The sequence below is a fragment of the Pantoea sp. KPR_PJ genome (assembly GCF_041386365.1).
Lineage (GTDB): Bacteria > Pseudomonadota > Gammaproteobacteria > Enterobacterales > Enterobacteriaceae > Pantoea.
In genome coordinates, this window is record NZ_JABMIK010000003.1 from 159,559 (window position 1) to 176,609 (window position 17,051).

Below are 17,051 nucleotides of genomic sequence, written 5' to 3' on the forward strand. Positions count from 1 at the left end.
ACGAAGAATGAGGAATAAGACGTGCGTATAGGTATTGATTTAGGCGGCACCAAAGTGGAAGTGATCGCTCTGTCTGACGAGGGAAATGCGCTGTTTCGTCATCGCGTAGATACGCCGCGCGACGATTATGCCGCCACGGTGAAGGCCATTGCCGATCTGGTGCATCTTGCTGAGACAGAGACCGGGCAGAAGGGGAGCGTAGGGGTGGGCATTCCCGGTACCCTGTCGCCCTATTCGCATCGGGTCAAAAACGCCAACTCCACCTGGCTTAACGGCCAGCCACTGGATCGCGATCTGGCGCAGGCGCTACAGCGCGAGGTGCGCATCGCTAACGATGCCAACTGTCTGGCAGTCTCTGAAGCCATAGACGGCGCGGGCGCCGGCCAGCCGCTGGTGTTCGCGGTGATCATCGGCACCGGATCGGGCGCGGGCATAGCGATCAATGGCGAGGCGCGTATCGGTGGCAACGGAAATGCAGGCGAGTGGGGCCATAACCCGCTGCCGTGGATGGATGAAGAGGAGCTGCGCTATCGTGAGGAGGTGCCGTGCTACTGCGGTCAGAAGGGCTGTATTGAGACTTTTGTCTCCGGCACCGGATTCGGTATCGACTATCGCCGGCTGAGCGGCCAGGCCCTGAAGGGCGCGGAGATCGTGAAGCTGATTGCCCAGCAGGATCCGATCGCAGAGCAGGCGATGCGCCACTACGAAACCCGACTGGCGAAGTCGCTGGCGCAGGTGGTGAACCTGCTGGATCCCGATGTGATCGTGCTCGGTGGCGGCATGAGCAATAACGATCGCCTCTACCAGACGGTGCCGACGCTGATGAAGCAGTGGGTGTTTGGTGGCGAATGCGAAACGCCGGTGCTGAAGGCAAAACACGGCGATTCGAGCGGGGTACGCGGCGCGGCCTGGCTCTGGCCGCTGAAAGGGTAAGTTACGGCGTTGAGCCAAAGGCGAACTGCCAGTCTTCTGGCACGCCGACCGGGGGCAGCGGCAGATTACGCGCGCTGCTTACCTGCTGCCAGGCGCGCAGGCAGAGCGCCTCGTCACCTTCGGTGCGCAGTACGCTGTAGCCGCCGTCGGCGCGGCGGTGCGCCGACACCAGGCAGGACTGGCCTGCATAGCGTGGCGCAACGGTTGCATTAAAGTTGTCGACCAGCTGCCGCTGTACAGCGTGCAGATAGCGGCACTGCGCGGCCGTATAGTGGCTGTTGCAGGTCTGATTGCCTGGGGTTTTGCTGCTGCATCCTGCCAGCAGCGCGCTGGCGAGCAGCAGCACTATGCCTGTTTTCATTACGCCTCCTGAGCGCGGGGCAGTTCCAGCTTGCTGTAGCCCAGCCCGTTAATTTTGCGCACCCGGATCTGCACCGGAATGCGCTCTTTCATCGCCTCGACGTGACTGATAACGCCAATGGTTTTGCCGCTGGCGTTAAGCGCGTCGAGCGCATCCAGCGCGGTGTCGAGCGTTTCGGCGTCCAGCGTACCGAAGCCCTCATCGAGAAACAAAGACTCTATACGGGTTTTCACGCTGACTAAATCTGAAAGCGCCAGCGCCAGCGCCAGACTGACCAGAAAACTTTCGCCACCGGAGAGGGTGCGCGTATCGCGCGCCGCGTCCGCCTGCCAGGTATCCACTACGTCCAGCTCCAGCGCGTCGCTGGCGCGGCGTTGCAGCAGGTAGCGGCCGTGAAGCCGATCGAGCTGTCGATTGGCCAGCGCGACCAGGTGATCCAGCGTCAGTCCCTGCGCGAAGCGGCGGAACTTATCGCCGCTGGCCGAGCCAATAAGATCGTTCAGCTGGCTCCAGTGCACCAGCGCCGCCTCATCCTCTTCGATCTGCGTCATCAGGCTCTGCTGCTGCGCGCGCAGGTGAGCATCGCTCTGAAGCTGCTGCTGCGCTTCGCCCTGCTGGCGCGCATTGTCACGCAGCGCAAGGCGTAGCTGCTCCAGCTGCACTTCCAGCGTGGCGAGGCTTTGCGCCTGGTTATCGGGCTGACTCTGCTGATGCGCGGCACGGCGCTGCGTCAGTTGCTCTCGCTGACTCAGCCACGTCTGGCGCTGCTGATCAAGCTGCTGTAGCCGCGTGCGCAGCGTTCGTGCCTCTTCTTCTTCAAGCAGTGCGGCGCGCAGGCTGGCCTCATCGCGAAAGGATGCCGCAGCCAGTGCGGTGACCAGCCGCTGCTGTGCCGTGCTCAATGCCTGGCTAAGAGCATCCTGCTGCGCCTCCAGCTCCGCCGCGCGGCCACCCAGCAGGCTGAGCTGACTCTGGCTCTGCTGCAGCGCCTCCAGTGCCGCGGCGAGCGTGCTCTCCTGCTGCTGCAGCTGCGCCTGCATCTGCCGCCGCGCGTCGGCGACCTCGCGATTGCCGAACAGCGCCTGACGCTGTGCACGCTGCTGCGCCAGAGCGGTTTCGGTTTGTGCATGCAGCTGGAGCAGGGCGTCGAGCCGCTGCTGTTCGCTTGCCACGCGCTGTTGCAGGCTGCTGCACTGCGCGTCAGCGCGCGCCAGCTGCGGCTGGAGCGTGGTAAGCAGCTGCTCACTCTCATTCCAGCGCTGCCAGCGCTGCTGCTGCTGCTGTAGCCAGCCGTCACGCGCTGATGCCTCGGGCAGGGCGAGACCGGCCTCGGTCAGCGCCTGATGCAGGGCCTCGCTGCGCTGCTGCCCGCCGCGCCTCTCCTGCTCAATACGCTGCGCCAGCGTAGCCGCGCTCTCTTGCAGGTTAGTAAGTGTTTGCTGGGCCAGCAGATGCTGCTGCTGATGCTGCTGGAGCGCCTGCTGATGTTGCAGGTATTCATCTTTTACCTGCTGGCGCAGGCGAGCGGCAGCTTCCTGCTGGCGGGCAAGCTGCTGAAGCGACTGCTCTTCACGACTCTGCTGCTGTTGCCAGGCGTCGAGCGCAGCGCTGTCACCAGCAGAAAATGTAAGTGATAACTCACTCTGTAACGCTTGCCACTGCTGATTTACTCTGTCGATTTGCTGGTTTTCAGCCGCCAGCTCATCGCGCAGCCGCTGCTCTTCAGCCTTCGCCAGCTTAACGGCTTCGCCTTTCTTAATTCCCTGTTCGCGCAGTGCCTCCACCCGCTGCTCCTGCTCCGCTCGCCGCCGCTGATTGTCACTTAGCTCCAGCGTGGCATAGCGCTCTACCGCCGGATGCTGGCAGGAGCCGCAGAGCGGGCAGGGCTGCTCTGGCTCAAGACGGGCGCGATAGGCTGAAAGATCAGCGATATGCTGCTCCAGTTCGCAGATCTTGCTGATGTCCGCCAGCGCGCTCTTTTCCCGCGCAAAGGTGGTACGCAGCGTATTGAGCGCTTCTTCATCCTGCTGACGCGATGTTTCCAGCGCGGCGAGGCGCTGCTGCTTTGCGGTAAGCTGTTGTTGCAGCGGTGCCCACTGCGAAGCGAGGACCGCCAGCTGCTGGCGCAGTGGACGGCTCGCCTCAAATCTGGCCAGATGCGCCTGTAATGTCTGCGCCGGATGTGCCTGCTCCAGCCCGGCGAGCGCCTGCTCCGCTGCCTGAAGCGCGCTGGCCGCGCGGCGCTCCGCCTGGCTGAGCGGCTCTGCCTGCTGAGTGAGCCTGGCGATCTCCGCCTGCTGCCGGATCAGCGCCTGCTGCTGCTGACGTTGCTGCGCGTTGAGGCTCTCCAGCACGCTTTCCTGCTGTGCGAGCTGGGCAAAGCGCTCCTGCCACAGCGCCAGCGACGCTCCCCACTGCGGCAGAGTGCCCTGTGCCGCGCGCCATTGCTGCTGTTCTGCCAGCGTGGCGTATAGCTCGTCGCGCTGCGCTACCTCATTTTGTTGCGCGATCTGGCTCTGCCTCAGGCTCTGCTGCTGCTGGTCAGCTTCGCGCTGCTGCTGGACCGACTGCGCATGCAGCGCGGCAATCTGCTGATCCAGCGGGATGATCTGCTCTGTCAGCAGCGTTTCCTGCTGTTGCTGCTGGCGCAGTGCAGCCTCGCGTGCGGCCTGTGCCTTATCCCGATGCTGCCGGGCGCTCTGCATCTGCTGCTCAGCCACCTGGCGCTGCGCACTGAGCTGCTGTTGCGCCTGCTGCAGCTGTTGCTGTTGCTGCAGCAGGCCGTCACGCTGCTGCAGCTTGTCGCGTAGCTTTTCTGCCGGCTCGCTGCGCGCCAGGCGCTGACGATCTGTCTCGGCGGCGGTCCACGCCTGCTCCGCCGCCTCAAGCGCTGTTTGCGCGGCCTGAATATCGCTCTCCAGCTGCGCGGCCTGGTTTAGCCACTGATGCTGGTGGCGCAGTTGTTCACTCTGCTGAGTAAGTACCTGCTCCGCTTCGGTTAGCGCGGTCAGCTGCTGTTGCAGCGCGGCACGCGCCTCGGAATCGAGAAGCGCCATTGTCCCGGCACGGCTGCGCAGATTTTCCAGCGCCTGCCGTGCCGTCTTGTGCTGCTCATAAATCGCCACCGAAATTTGACCGTAAATTTCAGTGCCGGTCAGCTCTTCCAGCAGCTCGGCACGTTCGCCGGGCTTCGCGTTGAGAAAGGCGGCAAACTGCCCCTGCGACAGCATCATGGAGCGGGTAAAGCGCTCGAAGTCGAGTCCCGACAGCGACTCAATCAGCCTGAGCTTGTCGTTGACCTTGTCGGCAAAAATCTTGTCGTCCGCGCAGCGCGCCAGCTCAACGCGCGGTGCCTGGAGTTTGCCATCGGCCGCACCACGTGCGCGGTTCTGGCTCCAGAAGGCGCGCCAGGCCTCGCCCTTGATCTCAAACTCCACTTCAGCAAGGCATTCCGCAGTGTCGCGCGTCATCAGCCCGTTTTGCGTCTGCGACAGAACGCCGAGACGCGGCGTCTGGTGGTAGAGTGCCAGGCAGATGGCATCGAGCAGGGTCGTTTTGCCCGCGCCGGTCGCGCCGGTAATCGCGAACAGACCATTGCTGGCAAAGGGTTCGGTGCGAAAGTCGATAAACCATTCGCCCTTCAGCGCATTGAGGTTCTTAAAACGTAGCGTCAGGATTTTCATTCGCTCTCCTCGAGGGATGCCAGCGTCGCGCGAAACAGCGCGCTGAGCCGTGCCTGCTGCGATTCATCCATATCCTCTGCCAGCGCGACGCGGCGGGCGAAAACCTCTTCCACCTTCAGCTCGCTCAGGGTTTCATTTTTTAGCTGCGCCAGGCTGTGCTGTCGCTGCTCTCGACTGCGACGCAGCAGCAGCACCTCGACCGGCAGATCGGCGGTCAGCGCCTCGACGCGGCGCTGCAAATCACTGAGGAACTCCTGGGTGGTGACTTCAATATCGAGCCAGACTGCTTTTTCACCCTGGTGCGCGGCAAAGGGCGCAAGCTGATCTTCAATCTGCGCCAGCGAGCCTTTTAGCATTTTCATCGGCTGGAACAGCGGAACGGGTAGCGGCGTGACGGCCCGCAGGCCAGACCGGTCCAGCTCCAGCAGAAATACGCTTTTTTCACTGCCCAGCTCATCAAAACTGAGTGGAATGGGCGAGCCGCTGTAGCGAATATGATCGCTGTTGGCGACGCGCTGCGCACGGTGGATATGGCCGAGCGCCACATAGTCAACGTCGGGAAACGCTGACGCGGGAAAGGCGTCCAGCGTGCCGATATAAATATCGCGCACCGAGTCGCTTTTGCTGACGCCGACGGTCGTGAGGTGGCCGGTGGCGATCACCGGTAGCGCCAGCGGATGCGCGCGTGCCGCTTCGACGCTGTGCTGGTAGTGCGCGGCTATCGCCTCCATCAGGCTGAGCTGTTTTTCGCGTCCTGACTGGCCCGCGCGGCTACGCAGAATATCGCGCGGCCGCAGATAGGGGATGGCGCACAGCAGCGCGCCGGGCTCGCCCTGACGCGTGTTGAGCAGCAGCAGGTTATGGTCCGCCTGCGGCGTGGTGATAACCTGCGTGTTAAGACAGGCGAGCAGCGCCCGCGACTCGTTAAGCGTTGCCACCGAATCGTGGTTGCCCGCCAGCACCACCAGCTGGCAGCCGGTGGGCTGTAGCGCCACGACGAACCGGTTAAACAGCTCGCGGGCATAGCTTGGCGGCGTGCCGCTATCAAAAAGATCGCCCGCCACGATCAGGGCATCAACCTGATGCTCTTCAATGCGCGCCAGCAGCCAGTCAAGAAAGGCCTGATGCTCGGCCGCCCGGCTTTTGTTATAGAAAAACTGACCGAGATGCCAGTCCGCGGTGTGAATGATGCGCATAAAACTCCCTGCCGTAACGGTTTGCCGGACGATTATAACGGCTATGCCACAAAAGCAAAAAAAGCCGCTGTTGCGCGCATACCGCGATATTAAAGCGCTGATTAAGCCGCTATGTTTTTCATAAAAGTGTCATAAATCTGACGCATAATGACGCCGCATATAACGGTGACAGTGGTTACATCAGCAGGAGTTACAATGGCTAAGCGCATTTTGGTTGTGGAAGATGAAGCCCCTATCCGAGAAATGCTGTGTTTCGTTCTGGAGCAGAATGACTACCAGCCCATTGAGGCCGAAGATTATGACAGCGCGATAGGGAAACTGATCGAACCCTGGCCAGATCTGATTCTGCTGGACTGGATGCTGCCGGGCGGTAGCGGCATTCAGTTTATCAAACATCTCAAGCGGGAAGCGCTGACCCGCGATATTCCGGTTATGATGCTGACAGCTCGCGGTGAAGAGGAAGATCGCGTGCGCGGTCTGGAAGTGGGCGCGGATGATTACATTACCAAGCCGTTCTCACCTAAAGAGCTGATGGCGCGCATCAAGGCGGTCATGCGCCGCATTTCGCCGATGGCGGTGGAAGAGGTGATCGAGATGCAGGGACTGAGCCTGGATCCGTCGTCACACCGCGTGATGTCAGATTCAACGCCGCTGGAGATGGGGCCAACGGAATACAAACTGCTGCACTTTTTTATGACCCACCCGGAGCGCGTTTACAGCCGCGAGCAACTGCTGAACCACGTCTGGGGCACCAATGTTTATGTTGAGGATCGCACCGTTGACGTTCATATCCGTCGCCTGCGCAAGGCGCTGGAAGTTTCCGGCCACGATCGCATGGTTCAAACCGTGCGCGGAACGGGGTATCGTTTCTCCGCCCGCTATTAAACGGAGTCTTTACCGTGCTGGAACGACTCTCCTGGAAGAGGCTACTCTCTGAGCTGGCGCTGGCCTGCCTGCCCGCGCTGATTATCGGCCTGATTATTGGCTATCTGCCCTGGCTGCTGCTGGCCAGCGTGCTCGGCATTATGTTCTGGCATTTCCATAATTTAATGCGGCTGTCGCACTGGCTATGGCTGGATCGCACCATGACCCCGCCTGCCGGACGGGCGAGCTGGGAACCGCTGTTTTATGGTCTCTACCAGATGCAGATGCGCAACCGGCGGCGGCGGCGCGAACTGGGCAACCTGATTAAGCGCTTTCGCAGCGGTGCCGAAACCCTGCCCGATGCGGTGGTGCTGACCACCGAAGAAGGCACCATTTTCTGGTGCAACGGGCTGGCGCAGCAGCACCTTGGCCTGCGCTGGCCAGAAGATAACGGGCAGAACATCCTTAACCTGCTGCGCTATCCCGAGTTTTCCCGCTATATCCGCCAGCGCGATTTCAATAAGCCGCTTACGCTGATCCTCAATAACCAGCACCATATGGAGTTCCGCGTCATGCCCTACAGCGAAGGGCAGTGGCTGATGGTGGCGCGCGACGTCACGCAGATGCATCAGCTGGAGGGGGCACGCCGTAATTTCTTTGCCAACGTCAGCCATGAGCTGCGTACGCCCCTGACGGTGCTCCAGGGGTATCTGGAGATGATGAACGATTCGGTGATGAATGAGCGTTCACGCGGTAAGGCGTTGCAGACCATGCAGGAGCAGACGCGGCGCATGGACAGTCTGGTGCGCCAGCTGCTGACGCTGTCACGCATTGAGGCGGCACCCGCCATCGATATGAAAGAGACGGTCGATGTGCCGATGATGCTGCACCTGCTTCAGCGCGAAGCGGAGACGCTGAGCGGCGGGCGACACGAGATCCATTTCCACACCGATCCCCACCTTAAAGTTCGCGGTGACGATGATCAGCTGCGCAGTGCTATCTCCAACCTGGTGTATAACGCCGTTAACCACACGCCAGAGGGGACGCGCATCGACATCAGCTGGCTTCGTAACCGTCAGGGCGCACAGTTTAGCGTCTGCGATAACGGACCGGGGATCGCTGCTGAGCATCTGCCGCGCCTGACGGAACGCTTCTATCGCGTCGATAAGGCGCGCTCGCGCGCGACCGGCGGCAGCGGGCTGGGACTGGCCATCGTCAAGCATGCGCTCAGCCACCATAACGCGCGGCTGGAGATCACCAGTCTTCCTGACAAAGAGACCTGTTTTAGCTTCACGCTGCCGTCAAGGTTGATCGCCAGCGCGGGGTTGCAGGAGAATGCTCTCCATTAACCGTTAATGGAATTTTTTATGCACCCCAGGCTGCTGTTGCTCTCCCTGTTTATGCCCGCCGTGGTGCTGGCGACTGCGCCTTCGCCTGAAATGCTCACCGGTAACCTCAGCAGCGTGGGTTCTGACACGCTGGGCACGCTAATGATGCTGTGGAGCGAGGATTTCAGCACGCTGGCACCGGGCGTTAACCTTCAGGTGCAGGCGTCAGGCTCTTCGACGGCACCGACAGCGCTGGCCGCCGGTGCCGCCCAGCTCGGCCCGATGAGCCGCCCGATGCAGGCAGAAGAGCGGCAAACCTTTCAGGCACGCTACGGCTATGCGCCGCTTGCCGTGCCGGTTGCGCTCGATGCGCTGGTGGTGGTGGTAAATCAGCGCAACCCGCTGACGCAGATCGACGCGCGCCAGCTGGATAGTATTTTCTCAGTGACGCGCCTGTGTGGCGCGACGCAGGTGCCCGCGCGCTGGGGCGATGTAGGAGGGAAGCAGACTGACTGGGCGTTGCGACCGATTCAGCGCTACGGGCGCAACTCGGCGTCGGGCACCTGGGGCTTCTTTAAGCAGCAGGCGTTGTGCAACGGCGACTTTCGCGCTGACGTGGCTGAGTTTCCCGGCTCAGCCGCGGTGGTGCAGGCCGTTGCCGCCAACCCGCGCAGCATCGGCTACGCCAGCTTTGGCTTTCACCTTAGCGGCGTGAAGATGCTGTCGGTGGCGGAGGGGCAGGGCAGAGCCGTTGCGCCCGATGCTGACTCTATCCGCAGCGGCCGCTATCCCTGGGCGCGCCCGCTCTTTATCTACGTGAACAAGCCGCCCGGCAAACCCTTGCCCCCGCTGGTAAATGCATTTTTACATCAGGTGCTCTCACCTCAGGGACAGCAGCGTGTAAGCGAGGCGGGTTATCTGCCGCTCTCCGCAGCGCAGCGCGAGCAGGCGCTGGCCGCCATTGACGCTCGCTAGGAGGCATCATGAATTTTTTTCATCATCGCTGAAATTTCTTCTGTTGCACATCGGGCCGACTCATGTCACTCTGCATTCAGACGTTTAGCCATCCAGATGGCTGTACATAACTTTGCGAAATTATTCCCTGAGGTGATTAGTCTCCAGGGTGCCAGGAGTAGAGATGACCACACAAATTGCCCCGTTCCGCGCCGATACCGTCGGCAGTTTTCTCCGTCCCACCGCCATTAAAAGCGCACGCGAGCAGTACGCTGCCGGCGCGATCGATAAGACTCAGCTGACCCGCATCGAAGATGAAGCGATTCGCGATGTGGTGAGCAAACAGATCGCCAGTGGCCTTCAGGTTGTTACTGACGGGGAGTTTCGTCGCGCATGGTGGCACTTTGACTTCTTTGGCGGGCTGGACGGCGTTGAGCTGTTTGAAGCGGAGCAGGGCATCCAGTTTAACGGCGTGCAGACCAAAGCACACGGCGTGCGCGTGGTGGGCAAGCTGGGATTCAGCGACCATCCGATGCTGGAACACTTCCGCTTTCTGAAAAGTATTGCGGGCGACGCGGTGCCAAAAATGACCATTCCCAGCCCGAGCGTGCTGCATTTTCGCGGTGGCCGTAAGGTAATTGATGAGACGGTCTATCCCGATCTGGCCGACTATTTTGACGATCTGGCTGAAACCTATAAAACGGCAATTAACGCCTTTTATGAGGCGGGCTGCCGCTATCTGCAGCTGGATGATACCGTCTGGGCCTACCTCTGCTCAGAAGATCAAAAGCGTCAGATCCGCGAGCGCGGCGACGATCCTCAGCAGCTGGCGCAAACCTATGCCCGCGTGCTGAATAAAGCGCTGGAAGGCAAACCGGCCGATCTCACCGTGGGCCTGCACGTTTGTCGCGGCAATTTCCGCTCTACCTGGATCTCTGAAGGCGGCTATGAGCCGGTGGCAGAAATCCTGTTTGGCGGAGTGAATATCGATGCTTTCTTCCTGGAGTATGACAACGAGCGCTCCGGCGGTTTTGAACCTCTGCGCTTTATCAAGCCTGGCCATCAAAAAGTGGTGCTCGGCCTGGTCACCACCAAGAACGGCGAGCTGGAAGATCCGGCGCAGGTGAAAGCCCGTCTGCAGGAAGCGGCGAAGTTTGTCAGCCTGGATCAGATCTGCCTCAGCCCGCAGTGTGGTTTTGCCTCTACCGAAGAGGGCAACAGCCTGACCGAAGAGCAGCAGTGGGCGAAGATCCGTCTGGTGGTCGATATCGCTGGCCAGGTGTGGTAAAGCTGTAAACTTATGCAAACAGGCGCGTAAAACGCGCCTTTTGTGCATGAAAAAGGGTTTCAATGCTGAAATTTCTTATGCTATGGATGAAAAATAAGCACATCATCTGATGTCCTGCGTTGATATAACCGTGGTTTTCACTGCTTTTGCCCGGTTTTGCGTCATATCCTTCCGGTTTTCCGATCCCGTATTGCCTTTCTTCGCTATAAACGTTCTACTTACGGCCGTTGTCGCATCATCCCACTTGTGAACAGAACAAAATCAGCTCAAATCACCTGCGCGACACGATTACAGCAAGCATAATGCTCTGGCATTGCAGGCTAAGTCGTTGTCAACGCGCGGTTTGGGGACAACGTAAACCCAACTTCCACCGCAACATTCGTTACAGGCTATACAGTTGTATGACACACCGTTTAACCTCGAAGGACATTCTCGCGCTGGGCTTCATGACGTTTGCCCTGTTTGTTGGCGCGGGTAACATTATTTTCCCGCCGATGGTCGGTATTCAGTCAGGCGAGCACGTCTGGACTGCCGCTATGGGCTTCCTGATTACCGCTGTGGGTCTGCCGGTTATCACCGTTGTTGCGCTGGCGCGCGTAGGCGGCGGTATTGACGCGCTCAGCTCGCCAATCGGCAAAGCGGCGGGGCTGGTACTGGCGACCGTCTGCTATCTGGCCGTGGGACCGCTGTTTGCTACCCCGCGTACCGCGACCGTATCCTTTGAAGTCGGCATTGCACCGCTGACGGGTGACGGCGCGCTGCCGCTGCTGGTCTACAGCGTGATCTACTTTGCGCTGGTGATCGGCATTTCCCTCTATCCAGGCAAGTTGCTGGATACCGTGGGCCATTTTCTGGCTCCGCTGAAAATCATTGCGCTGACGGTGCTGGGCGTGGCCGCGCTGCTCTGGCCAGCGGGCACGGTCGCGCCTGCGACCGCAGATTATCAGCGCGCGGCGTTCTCCAGCGGTTTCATCAACGGCTATCTCACCATGGATACCCTTGGCGCGCTGGTGTTCGGCATCGTTATCGTCAATGCGGCGCGTTCGCGCGGCGTTGAGAGCGCCAGCCTGCTGACGCGCTATACGGTACTGGCCGGTCTGATTGCCGGTATTGGCCTGACGCTGGTCTATCTGAGCCTGTTTAAGCTGGGTAACGGCAGTGGCGCGCTGGTTGAGCAAGGTGCAAACGGCGCGGCGATCCTGCACGCCTATGTTCAGCAGACCTTTGGCGCAACGGGCAGCTTCTTCCTGGCCGCGCTGATTTTTGTCGCCTGTATGGTGACGGCGGTGGGCCTGACCTGCGCCTGTGCGGAATTTTTTGCGCAATACCTGCCGTTGTCGTATAAAGCACTGGTCTTTATCCTGGGGCTGTTCTCCATGGTGGTGTCGAATCTCGGCCTGAGCCATCTGATCCAGATTTCAATTCCGGTGCTGACGGCAATCTATCCACCGTGCATTGTGCTGGTCGTGCTGAGCTTTACCCTGAACTGGTGGAATAAGAGCAGCCGCATTATTGCGCCTGCGATGCTGGTCAGCCTGATTTTTGGCATCATTGACGGTGTGAAAACCACAGGTTTTAAAGATATGCTGCCGGCGTTCAGCCAGCATCTGCCGCTGGCGGATCAGGGGCTTGCCTGGCTACCGCCTGCGCTGGTGATGCTGCTGGTCGCGGCGATTGTGGATCGCGTTAAAGGACGCGAGCAGGTTACGGTTCACTCCTGATCACCACGGCTGTTTTTCTCTGACCACGGGCTTGCCCGTGGTTTTTCTTTTCACAGGTACAGGTTGTTATGCAAGAAACCAATAAGCTCAAACGCGGACTGAGCACGCGCCACATCCGTTTTATGGCGCTGGGATCGGCGATTGGCACCGGGCTGTTTTACGGGTCAGCGGATGCCATCAGGATGGCGGGACCAAGCGTGCTGCTCGCCTATATCATCGGCGGCGCAGTGGCCTACATTATCATGCGCGCGCTGGGTGAAATGTCGGTTAACAATCCGCAGGCCAGCTCTTTCTCACGCTACGCGCAGGATTATCTCGGGCCGCTGGCAGGATACATCACCGGCTGGACCTACTGTTTTGAGATCCTGATTGTTGCCATTGCGGACGTTACCGCCTTCGGCATCTATATGGGCGTCTGGTTTCCGGACGTGCCGCACTGGATTTGGGTGCTGAGCGTGGTGCTGATTATTGGCGCGGTCAACCTGATGAGCGTGAAGGTGTTTGGCGAAGTCGAGTTCTGGTTCTCCTTCTTCAAAGTCGCCACCATTATCGTGATGATTATTGCCGGTTTCGCCATGATCTTCTGGGGCATCGGCAATGGTGGTCAGCCAACCGGCATCCATAACCTGTGGAGCAACGGCGGGTTCTTTGCACATGGCGTCGTCGGCATGCTGCTGTCGCTGCAAATGGTGATGTTCGCCTATGGCGGCATTGAGATTATCGGAATTACCGCGGGCGAAGCCAAGGATCCGGCGCAGTCGATTCCGCGGGCCATTAACTCGGTGCCGATGCGTATTCTGGTGTTCTACGTCGGCACGCTGTTTGTGATTATGTCGATCTATCCGTGGAATCAGGTCGGCACCAACGGCTCGCCTTTTGTCCTGACGTTCCAGCATCTTGGCATTGCTGCTGCGGCCTCGATCCTGAACTTTGTCGTGCTGACCGCGTCGCTGTCAGCAATCAACAGCGACGTGTTTGGTGTGGGACGTATGCTGCACGGTATGGCGCAGCAGGGCCATGCACCTAAAGTGTTTATGAAGGTGTCAGAGCGCGGCATTCCGTGGGTGACGGTCGTAGTCATGATGACGGCGATGCTGATCGCAGTCTACCTTAACTACCTGATGCCGGAGAAAGTCTTCCTGGTGATTGCGTCGCTGGCGACCTTCGCCACGGTCTGGGTCTGGATTATGATCCTGCTGTCACAGATAGCTTTCCGCCGTAAAATTGGCAAAGAGGCGGCCAGCAAGCTGCAGTTTGCCGTGCCGGGCGGTATCTGGACCTCACTGTTCGGCGTGCTGTTCCTTGGCTTCATTATCGCGCTGATTGGCTACTTCCCGGATACGCGTATTTCGCTCTATGTAGGAGTGGTGTGGATTGTCGTGCTGCTGGCGGGCTACAGACTGGTACGTAAGTCTTAACGGCGCTGAGACAAAAAAGGCCCGCGCAAGAGATTGCGCGGGCCTTTTTGCGTTATCGCGCCGGTTACCAGCGGCTACCCAGCGCAATGTCCACGCCATGTGGGCTGAGATGGTTGTTATCGTAATAGAGCGGCAGACCCTGCCAGGTGACCAGGCAGCCGCTGCGGTTACATAAATTCTCCCGTAACGACACCACGCGCACATCCCGCTGCTCATAGCTGCGCAGCAGCTGCGTCAGGTTATCTTGCGGCAGCGAGTAGAGGGTGGTGCGTTCATTCTGAGTCGGCAGGGTTTTCCAGCTGCTCAGCCACTGGCTCAGCTCGCGGCGCAACGGCATATTACGGTTGTTGCTGTAGCGCAGCGCATCGAGCGACAGCGCCGGTGCGTCTTCGATGAGCACCACCTTTTTACCCGCCTGGCGCAGCCGGGCAATTACGGCATCCATACCCTGTTTTAGCGCGCTGAAATTGTCTTTATCGGGATGGTTCATATCGCGATAGCCTGCGCCGGGCAGCGTTTCCATACCTGAAGCCCAGAATGCGGTGATGATCACTTCATCAATGCGATCGCTCAGTATTTCTTGCATGACCGCGTCGTTAAATGTCGCACACTGTTTTGCATGGGCGGGGTGCTGATAGACCGCACGGGTGATCCCCGCCGTCAGCAGCGGGCAGGTCGCCTTAGTGAGCTGGTAGAGCGGCTTCTGCTGCGCCTCGGCGTAGTGTGCAACGGCCACACGCATCGCCGCCGCATGACTGTCTCCAACCAGCGCGATGCCAGGACGCGACGCATCCGGCTGACAGCGTTTATCCATTGACGGCAGGTTAGGGCCAGAATCGAGCAGGCAGGGATTGGTCTGCGCCGCAATTTTATAGGCTTCGCTGCTGATCACCTTTTCGTTAACGCGCCAGGTCAGGCCGCCGCTGGCCCATACGCCTGTCATCGCCGCCGCGGCCGCTACCGACATCAGACAGTAGGTCGGAATCACCCTGCGTGGCTGTCTGACGGGGCGGCGGAACGGCTGCTCAACGTAGCGCCAGGAGAGCCAGGCGATGCCCAGCGCAAAGGTGCTGACGCCCAGCCCCTGTGAGACACTAATCGGGCCGTCGCTGCAGATGCGCGCCAGCGCCAGCAGCGGCCAGTGCCACAGATACCAGGAGTAGGAGATTTTGCCAATAAAACGCATCGGCGCGTTTTCCAGCACCAGCCGGCTAAGGGAGCCGCGCGCTGCGATCAGCAGGCAGGCCGCAAGCACCGGCAGAAGCGCCAGATAGCCGGGAAAAGCGTCGCTTTTGTTGAGCGTCAGGGCGCAATATGCCGTCAGCACCAGGCCAGCAAGGGTAAAGAGATTAGCCCAGCGACCGCTGGCCGGTTGCGGTTTCCACAGCGCCAGCAGAACCCCCGCACCAAGCTCCCAGGCGCGCGTCGGCAGCAGATAGAACGCCTGCGAGCTGTTTTGCGGTGTCAGCCAGATGCAGCCCGCCAGCGACAGCAGGCTCAGCAGCGCCACCAGCCATGCCATTGACGCGCGCAGTCTGGCCGCCATCAGTAGAATAAACGGCAGCACGACATAAAATTGTTCTTCAATGCCCAGCGACCAGGTCATCAGCAGCGGATTTAAATCCGACGAGGCGCTGAAATAGTCGGTTCCCTTAAGCAGAATAATATTGGGCACGGAAAGAAATACGCCGAAGCTGTATTTTGCCAGCTGTCCATACTCCAGCGGGGACAGCAAAAAATAGCCAATGAATAACAGGCTGAACAGCATCACCATTAACGCAGGCGCTATGCGGCGGATTCGGCGCAGGTAAAATTGATAAAATGAGAACTGACCCGAAGCAATATCGCGGCTCAGTATGCCGCCGATAAGGAAACCTGAAATAACAAAGAAGATATCGACGCCCGCGTAGCCGCCGGGCAGGGCGCTGACGCCCGCGTGAAAGAGGACCACCAGCAGAATAGCAATGGCACGCAGGCCATCAATATCTGCACGATAACCGAGTGATAAGTGCGTTTTCATTTGCTGTTTCCCCGACGTATTTACTGCTGCTTATATCGTCAATGCGCCGCCAATAAAGAAATCGGCGAATCCAGTCGCCGAATAGAAAAAAAAACAGAAAACAATAATGATAAAGGGATGATTGACGTGGCTATCTTAAAACAAAAAGGCGCGGTGAAATCATGCGGGGGGTGAATATAGAAAAGTTCGCACTGGTGTGACGGAAATGGTGAAGCATCAGTTATGGATATAAAGGCAACGCTTTAGCAAGACTGTAGCAAGCAGGCTCGTCATCAGCGAGGGTAAGAGGAAGGTAGCAGGGGACAATGGCGATATCGCTGACCATCTTCGCGACGTCGCGCACCCCATCTCAGAGGTGCGCTTGTTACCTGTCCCATGCATTTGCAGCTTGTCAGCGCGCCAGGGGGTGCTCCTGCCGCGGGCCGCGCCGCGTCAGGTCAACCTGCGGTGTCGGCAAGGGCATTCGCACCGAGCAACGCATTAATTTGTGCATAGATAGCAGGGTTCGCCAGCAGCACCGGATTGCCGTTCTTCAGGCCATCGTTAGCGAGATAGTCGTTGGTGATGCCGCCCGCTTCACGCATCAGCACAATACCCGGCAGGCTGTCCCAGGGGTTCATATGTGCCTCATAGTAGCCGATCAGTCGGCCCGCAGCTGCCCAGGCTGTGGTAAGGGCACCGGAGCCAGTGCGAATAAACATACCGCCTTGTTCAAGCAGGCCCTGAATCAGGCTGGAAATATGCGCTGCCGGCGTCCGGCTGGAGTTACTCAGACCCAGCACCCCTTCACTGAGATGCTGCGCGCGATGGACCTGTAGCCGCGTGTCGTTAACCCAGGCTCCCTTACCTGCGCGCGCATGGAATAGCTCCTGATGGCCGGGATCGCACACGATGCCAATCACTGGCTCACCGTTGCATAGCACGGCAAGCGAAACGCACCAGTTATGCAGGCCGTTGAGAAAGCAGGTGGTGCCGTCAATAGGGTCAACGACCCAGACCCAGGCTGCGCCCTCCGCCTCACCGCCGCTCTCTTCGCCCAGCACCGCGTCGTCCGGAAAACGTTCGGCAATCAGCGTCTTAATCAGATCTTCAACGTTGCGATCCGCCTCGCTGACCACATCCTGTAAATCGCGCTTGTGTTCAACCACCAGCTGCTGACGCTGTTGATACCATGACCAGGCGCGGCTGGCTGCCGCGCGGGCAATTTCACAGGCGTAGTGGTAACGCGCGTCTGTTTCGGTTTGCGAAGCGGATGACATCTTTCCCTCTTATGATTTTTCACCTG

Annotated in this window: 12 protein-coding genes; 7 read left to right on the top strand and 5 right to left on the bottom strand. The window is 59.6% G+C overall.

Annotated elements, in window-relative coordinates; all coding sequences use genetic code 11:
• The first annotated feature begins 21 nt into the window (after positions 1-21).
• Positions 22-933 (top strand): fructokinase, encoded by a 912-nt coding sequence (gene mak, locus HP564_RS09210; protein ID WP_371242294.1) that lies wholly within the window; start codon positions 22-24, stop codon positions 931-933.
• 1 nt (position 934) lies between these two features.
• On the opposite strand, the gene HP564_RS09215 is transcribed toward mak, so the two are convergent.
• The 3 genes from HP564_RS09215 to sbcD are packed head-to-tail and all read right to left on the bottom strand — an operon-like array spanning position 935 to position 6,173.
• A complete protein-coding gene (locus HP564_RS09215) occupies positions 935-1,294 on the bottom strand; it encodes a cell envelope integrity protein TolA (RefSeq protein ID WP_371242296.1) in 360 nt (119 codons plus the stop codon).
• On the bottom strand, positions 1,294-4,977 hold the full coding sequence (locus HP564_RS09220) for an SbcC/MukB-like Walker B domain-containing protein (protein WP_371242298.1): 3,684 nt from the start codon (positions 4,975-4,977) through the stop codon (positions 1,294-1,296). The genes HP564_RS09215 and HP564_RS09220 overlap by 1 nt, the downstream gene beginning before the upstream one ends.
• Entirely contained in the window at positions 4,974-6,173 is a 1,200-nt protein-coding gene (gene sbcD / locus HP564_RS09225; protein WP_371242299.1) for an exonuclease subunit SbcD, read from the bottom strand. Before sbcD ends, HP564_RS09220 begins: the two co-directional genes overlap by 4 nt.
• 195 nt (positions 6,174-6,368) lie before the next feature.
• On the opposite strand from sbcD, the gene phoB reads away from it, so the two are divergent.
• From phoB to proY, 6 genes are all read left to right on the top strand, one after another.
• On the top strand, positions 6,369-7,058 hold the full coding sequence (phoB, locus tag HP564_RS09230; RefSeq protein ID WP_371242301.1) for a phosphate response regulator transcription factor PhoB: 690 nt from the start codon (positions 6,369-6,371) through the stop codon (positions 7,056-7,058).
• Between the two features lie 14 nt (positions 7,059-7,072).
• Entirely contained in the window at positions 7,073-8,386 is a 1,314-nt protein-coding gene (gene phoR, locus HP564_RS09235) for a phosphate regulon sensor histidine kinase PhoR (RefSeq protein ID WP_371242303.1), read from the top strand.
• Between the two features lie 18 nt (positions 8,387-8,404).
• A complete protein-coding gene (locus HP564_RS09240) occupies positions 8,405-9,340 on the top strand; it encodes a PstS family phosphate ABC transporter substrate-binding protein (RefSeq protein WP_371242305.1) in 936 nt (311 codons plus the stop codon).
• Between the two features lie 163 nt (positions 9,341-9,503).
• On the top strand, positions 9,504-10,607 hold the full coding sequence (locus HP564_RS09245; RefSeq protein ID WP_371242307.1) for a cobalamin-independent methionine synthase II family protein: 1,104 nt from the start codon (positions 9,504-9,506) through the stop codon (positions 10,605-10,607).
• A 401-nt stretch (positions 10,608-11,008) separates the two neighbouring features.
• Positions 11,009-12,328: a branched-chain amino acid transporter carrier protein BrnQ gene (gene brnQ, locus HP564_RS09250; RefSeq protein ID WP_371242309.1), complete on the top strand. Its 1,320-nt coding sequence runs from the start codon at positions 11,009-11,011 to the stop codon at positions 12,326-12,328.
• A gap of 68 nt (positions 12,329-12,396) precedes the next feature.
• Complete coding sequence (proY, locus tag HP564_RS09255) at positions 12,397-13,746, top strand: proline-specific permease ProY (protein ID WP_371242311.1); 1,350 nt, start codon at positions 12,397-12,399, stop codon at positions 13,744-13,746.
• A 64-nt stretch (positions 13,747-13,810) separates the two neighbouring features.
• On the opposite strand, the gene HP564_RS09260 is transcribed toward proY, so the two are convergent.
• Both HP564_RS09260 and HP564_RS09265 read right to left on the bottom strand, forming a co-directional pair.
• Complete coding sequence (locus tag HP564_RS09260) at positions 13,811-15,766, bottom strand: acyltransferase family protein (protein WP_371242313.1); 1,956 nt, start codon at positions 15,764-15,766, stop codon at positions 13,811-13,813.
• A 437-nt stretch (positions 15,767-16,203) separates the two neighbouring features.
• Positions 16,204-17,025 carry an inositol monophosphatase gene (locus HP564_RS09265; protein WP_371242315.1) on the bottom strand — a complete coding sequence of 274 codons (822 nt, stop codon included), beginning with the start codon at positions 17,023-17,025 and terminating at the stop codon, positions 16,204-16,206.
• Between the last annotated feature and the right edge of the window lie 26 nt (positions 17,026-17,051).

What these genes read in the sequence shown, in the direction of transcription:
- HP564_RS09215 (WP_371242296.1), bottom strand. Translation starts at nt 1,294, where the DNA reads ATGAAAACAGGCATAGTGCTGCTGCTCGCCAGCGCGCTGCTGGCAGGA.
- HP564_RS09220 (WP_371242298.1), bottom strand. Translation starts at nt 4,977, where the DNA reads ATGAAAATCCTGACGCTACGTTTTAAGAACCTCAATGCGCTGAAGGGC.
- sbcD (WP_371242299.1), bottom strand. Translation starts at nt 6,173, where the DNA reads ATGCGCATCATTCACACCGCGGACTGGCATCTCGGTCAGTTTTTCTAT.
- phoB (WP_371242301.1), top strand. Translation starts at nt 6,369, where the DNA reads ATGGCTAAGCGCATTTTGGTTGTGGAAGATGAAGCCCCTATCCGAGAA.
- HP564_RS09240 (WP_371242305.1), top strand. Translation starts at nt 8,405, where the DNA reads ATGCACCCCAGGCTGCTGTTGCTCTCCCTGTTTATGCCCGCCGTGGTG.
- HP564_RS09245 (WP_371242307.1), top strand. Translation starts at nt 9,504, where the DNA reads ATGACCACACAAATTGCCCCGTTCCGCGCCGATACCGTCGGCAGTTTT.
- brnQ (WP_371242309.1), top strand. Translation starts at nt 11,009, where the DNA reads ATGACACACCGTTTAACCTCGAAGGACATTCTCGCGCTGGGCTTCATG.
- proY (WP_371242311.1), top strand. Translation starts at nt 12,397, where the DNA reads ATGCAAGAAACCAATAAGCTCAAACGCGGACTGAGCACGCGCCACATC.
- HP564_RS09260 (WP_371242313.1), bottom strand. Translation starts at nt 15,766, where the DNA reads ATGAAAACGCACTTATCACTCGGTTATCGTGCAGATATTGATGGCCTG.
- HP564_RS09265 (WP_371242315.1), bottom strand. Translation starts at nt 17,025, where the DNA reads ATGTCATCCGCTTCGCAAACCGAAACAGACGCGCGTTACCACTACGCC.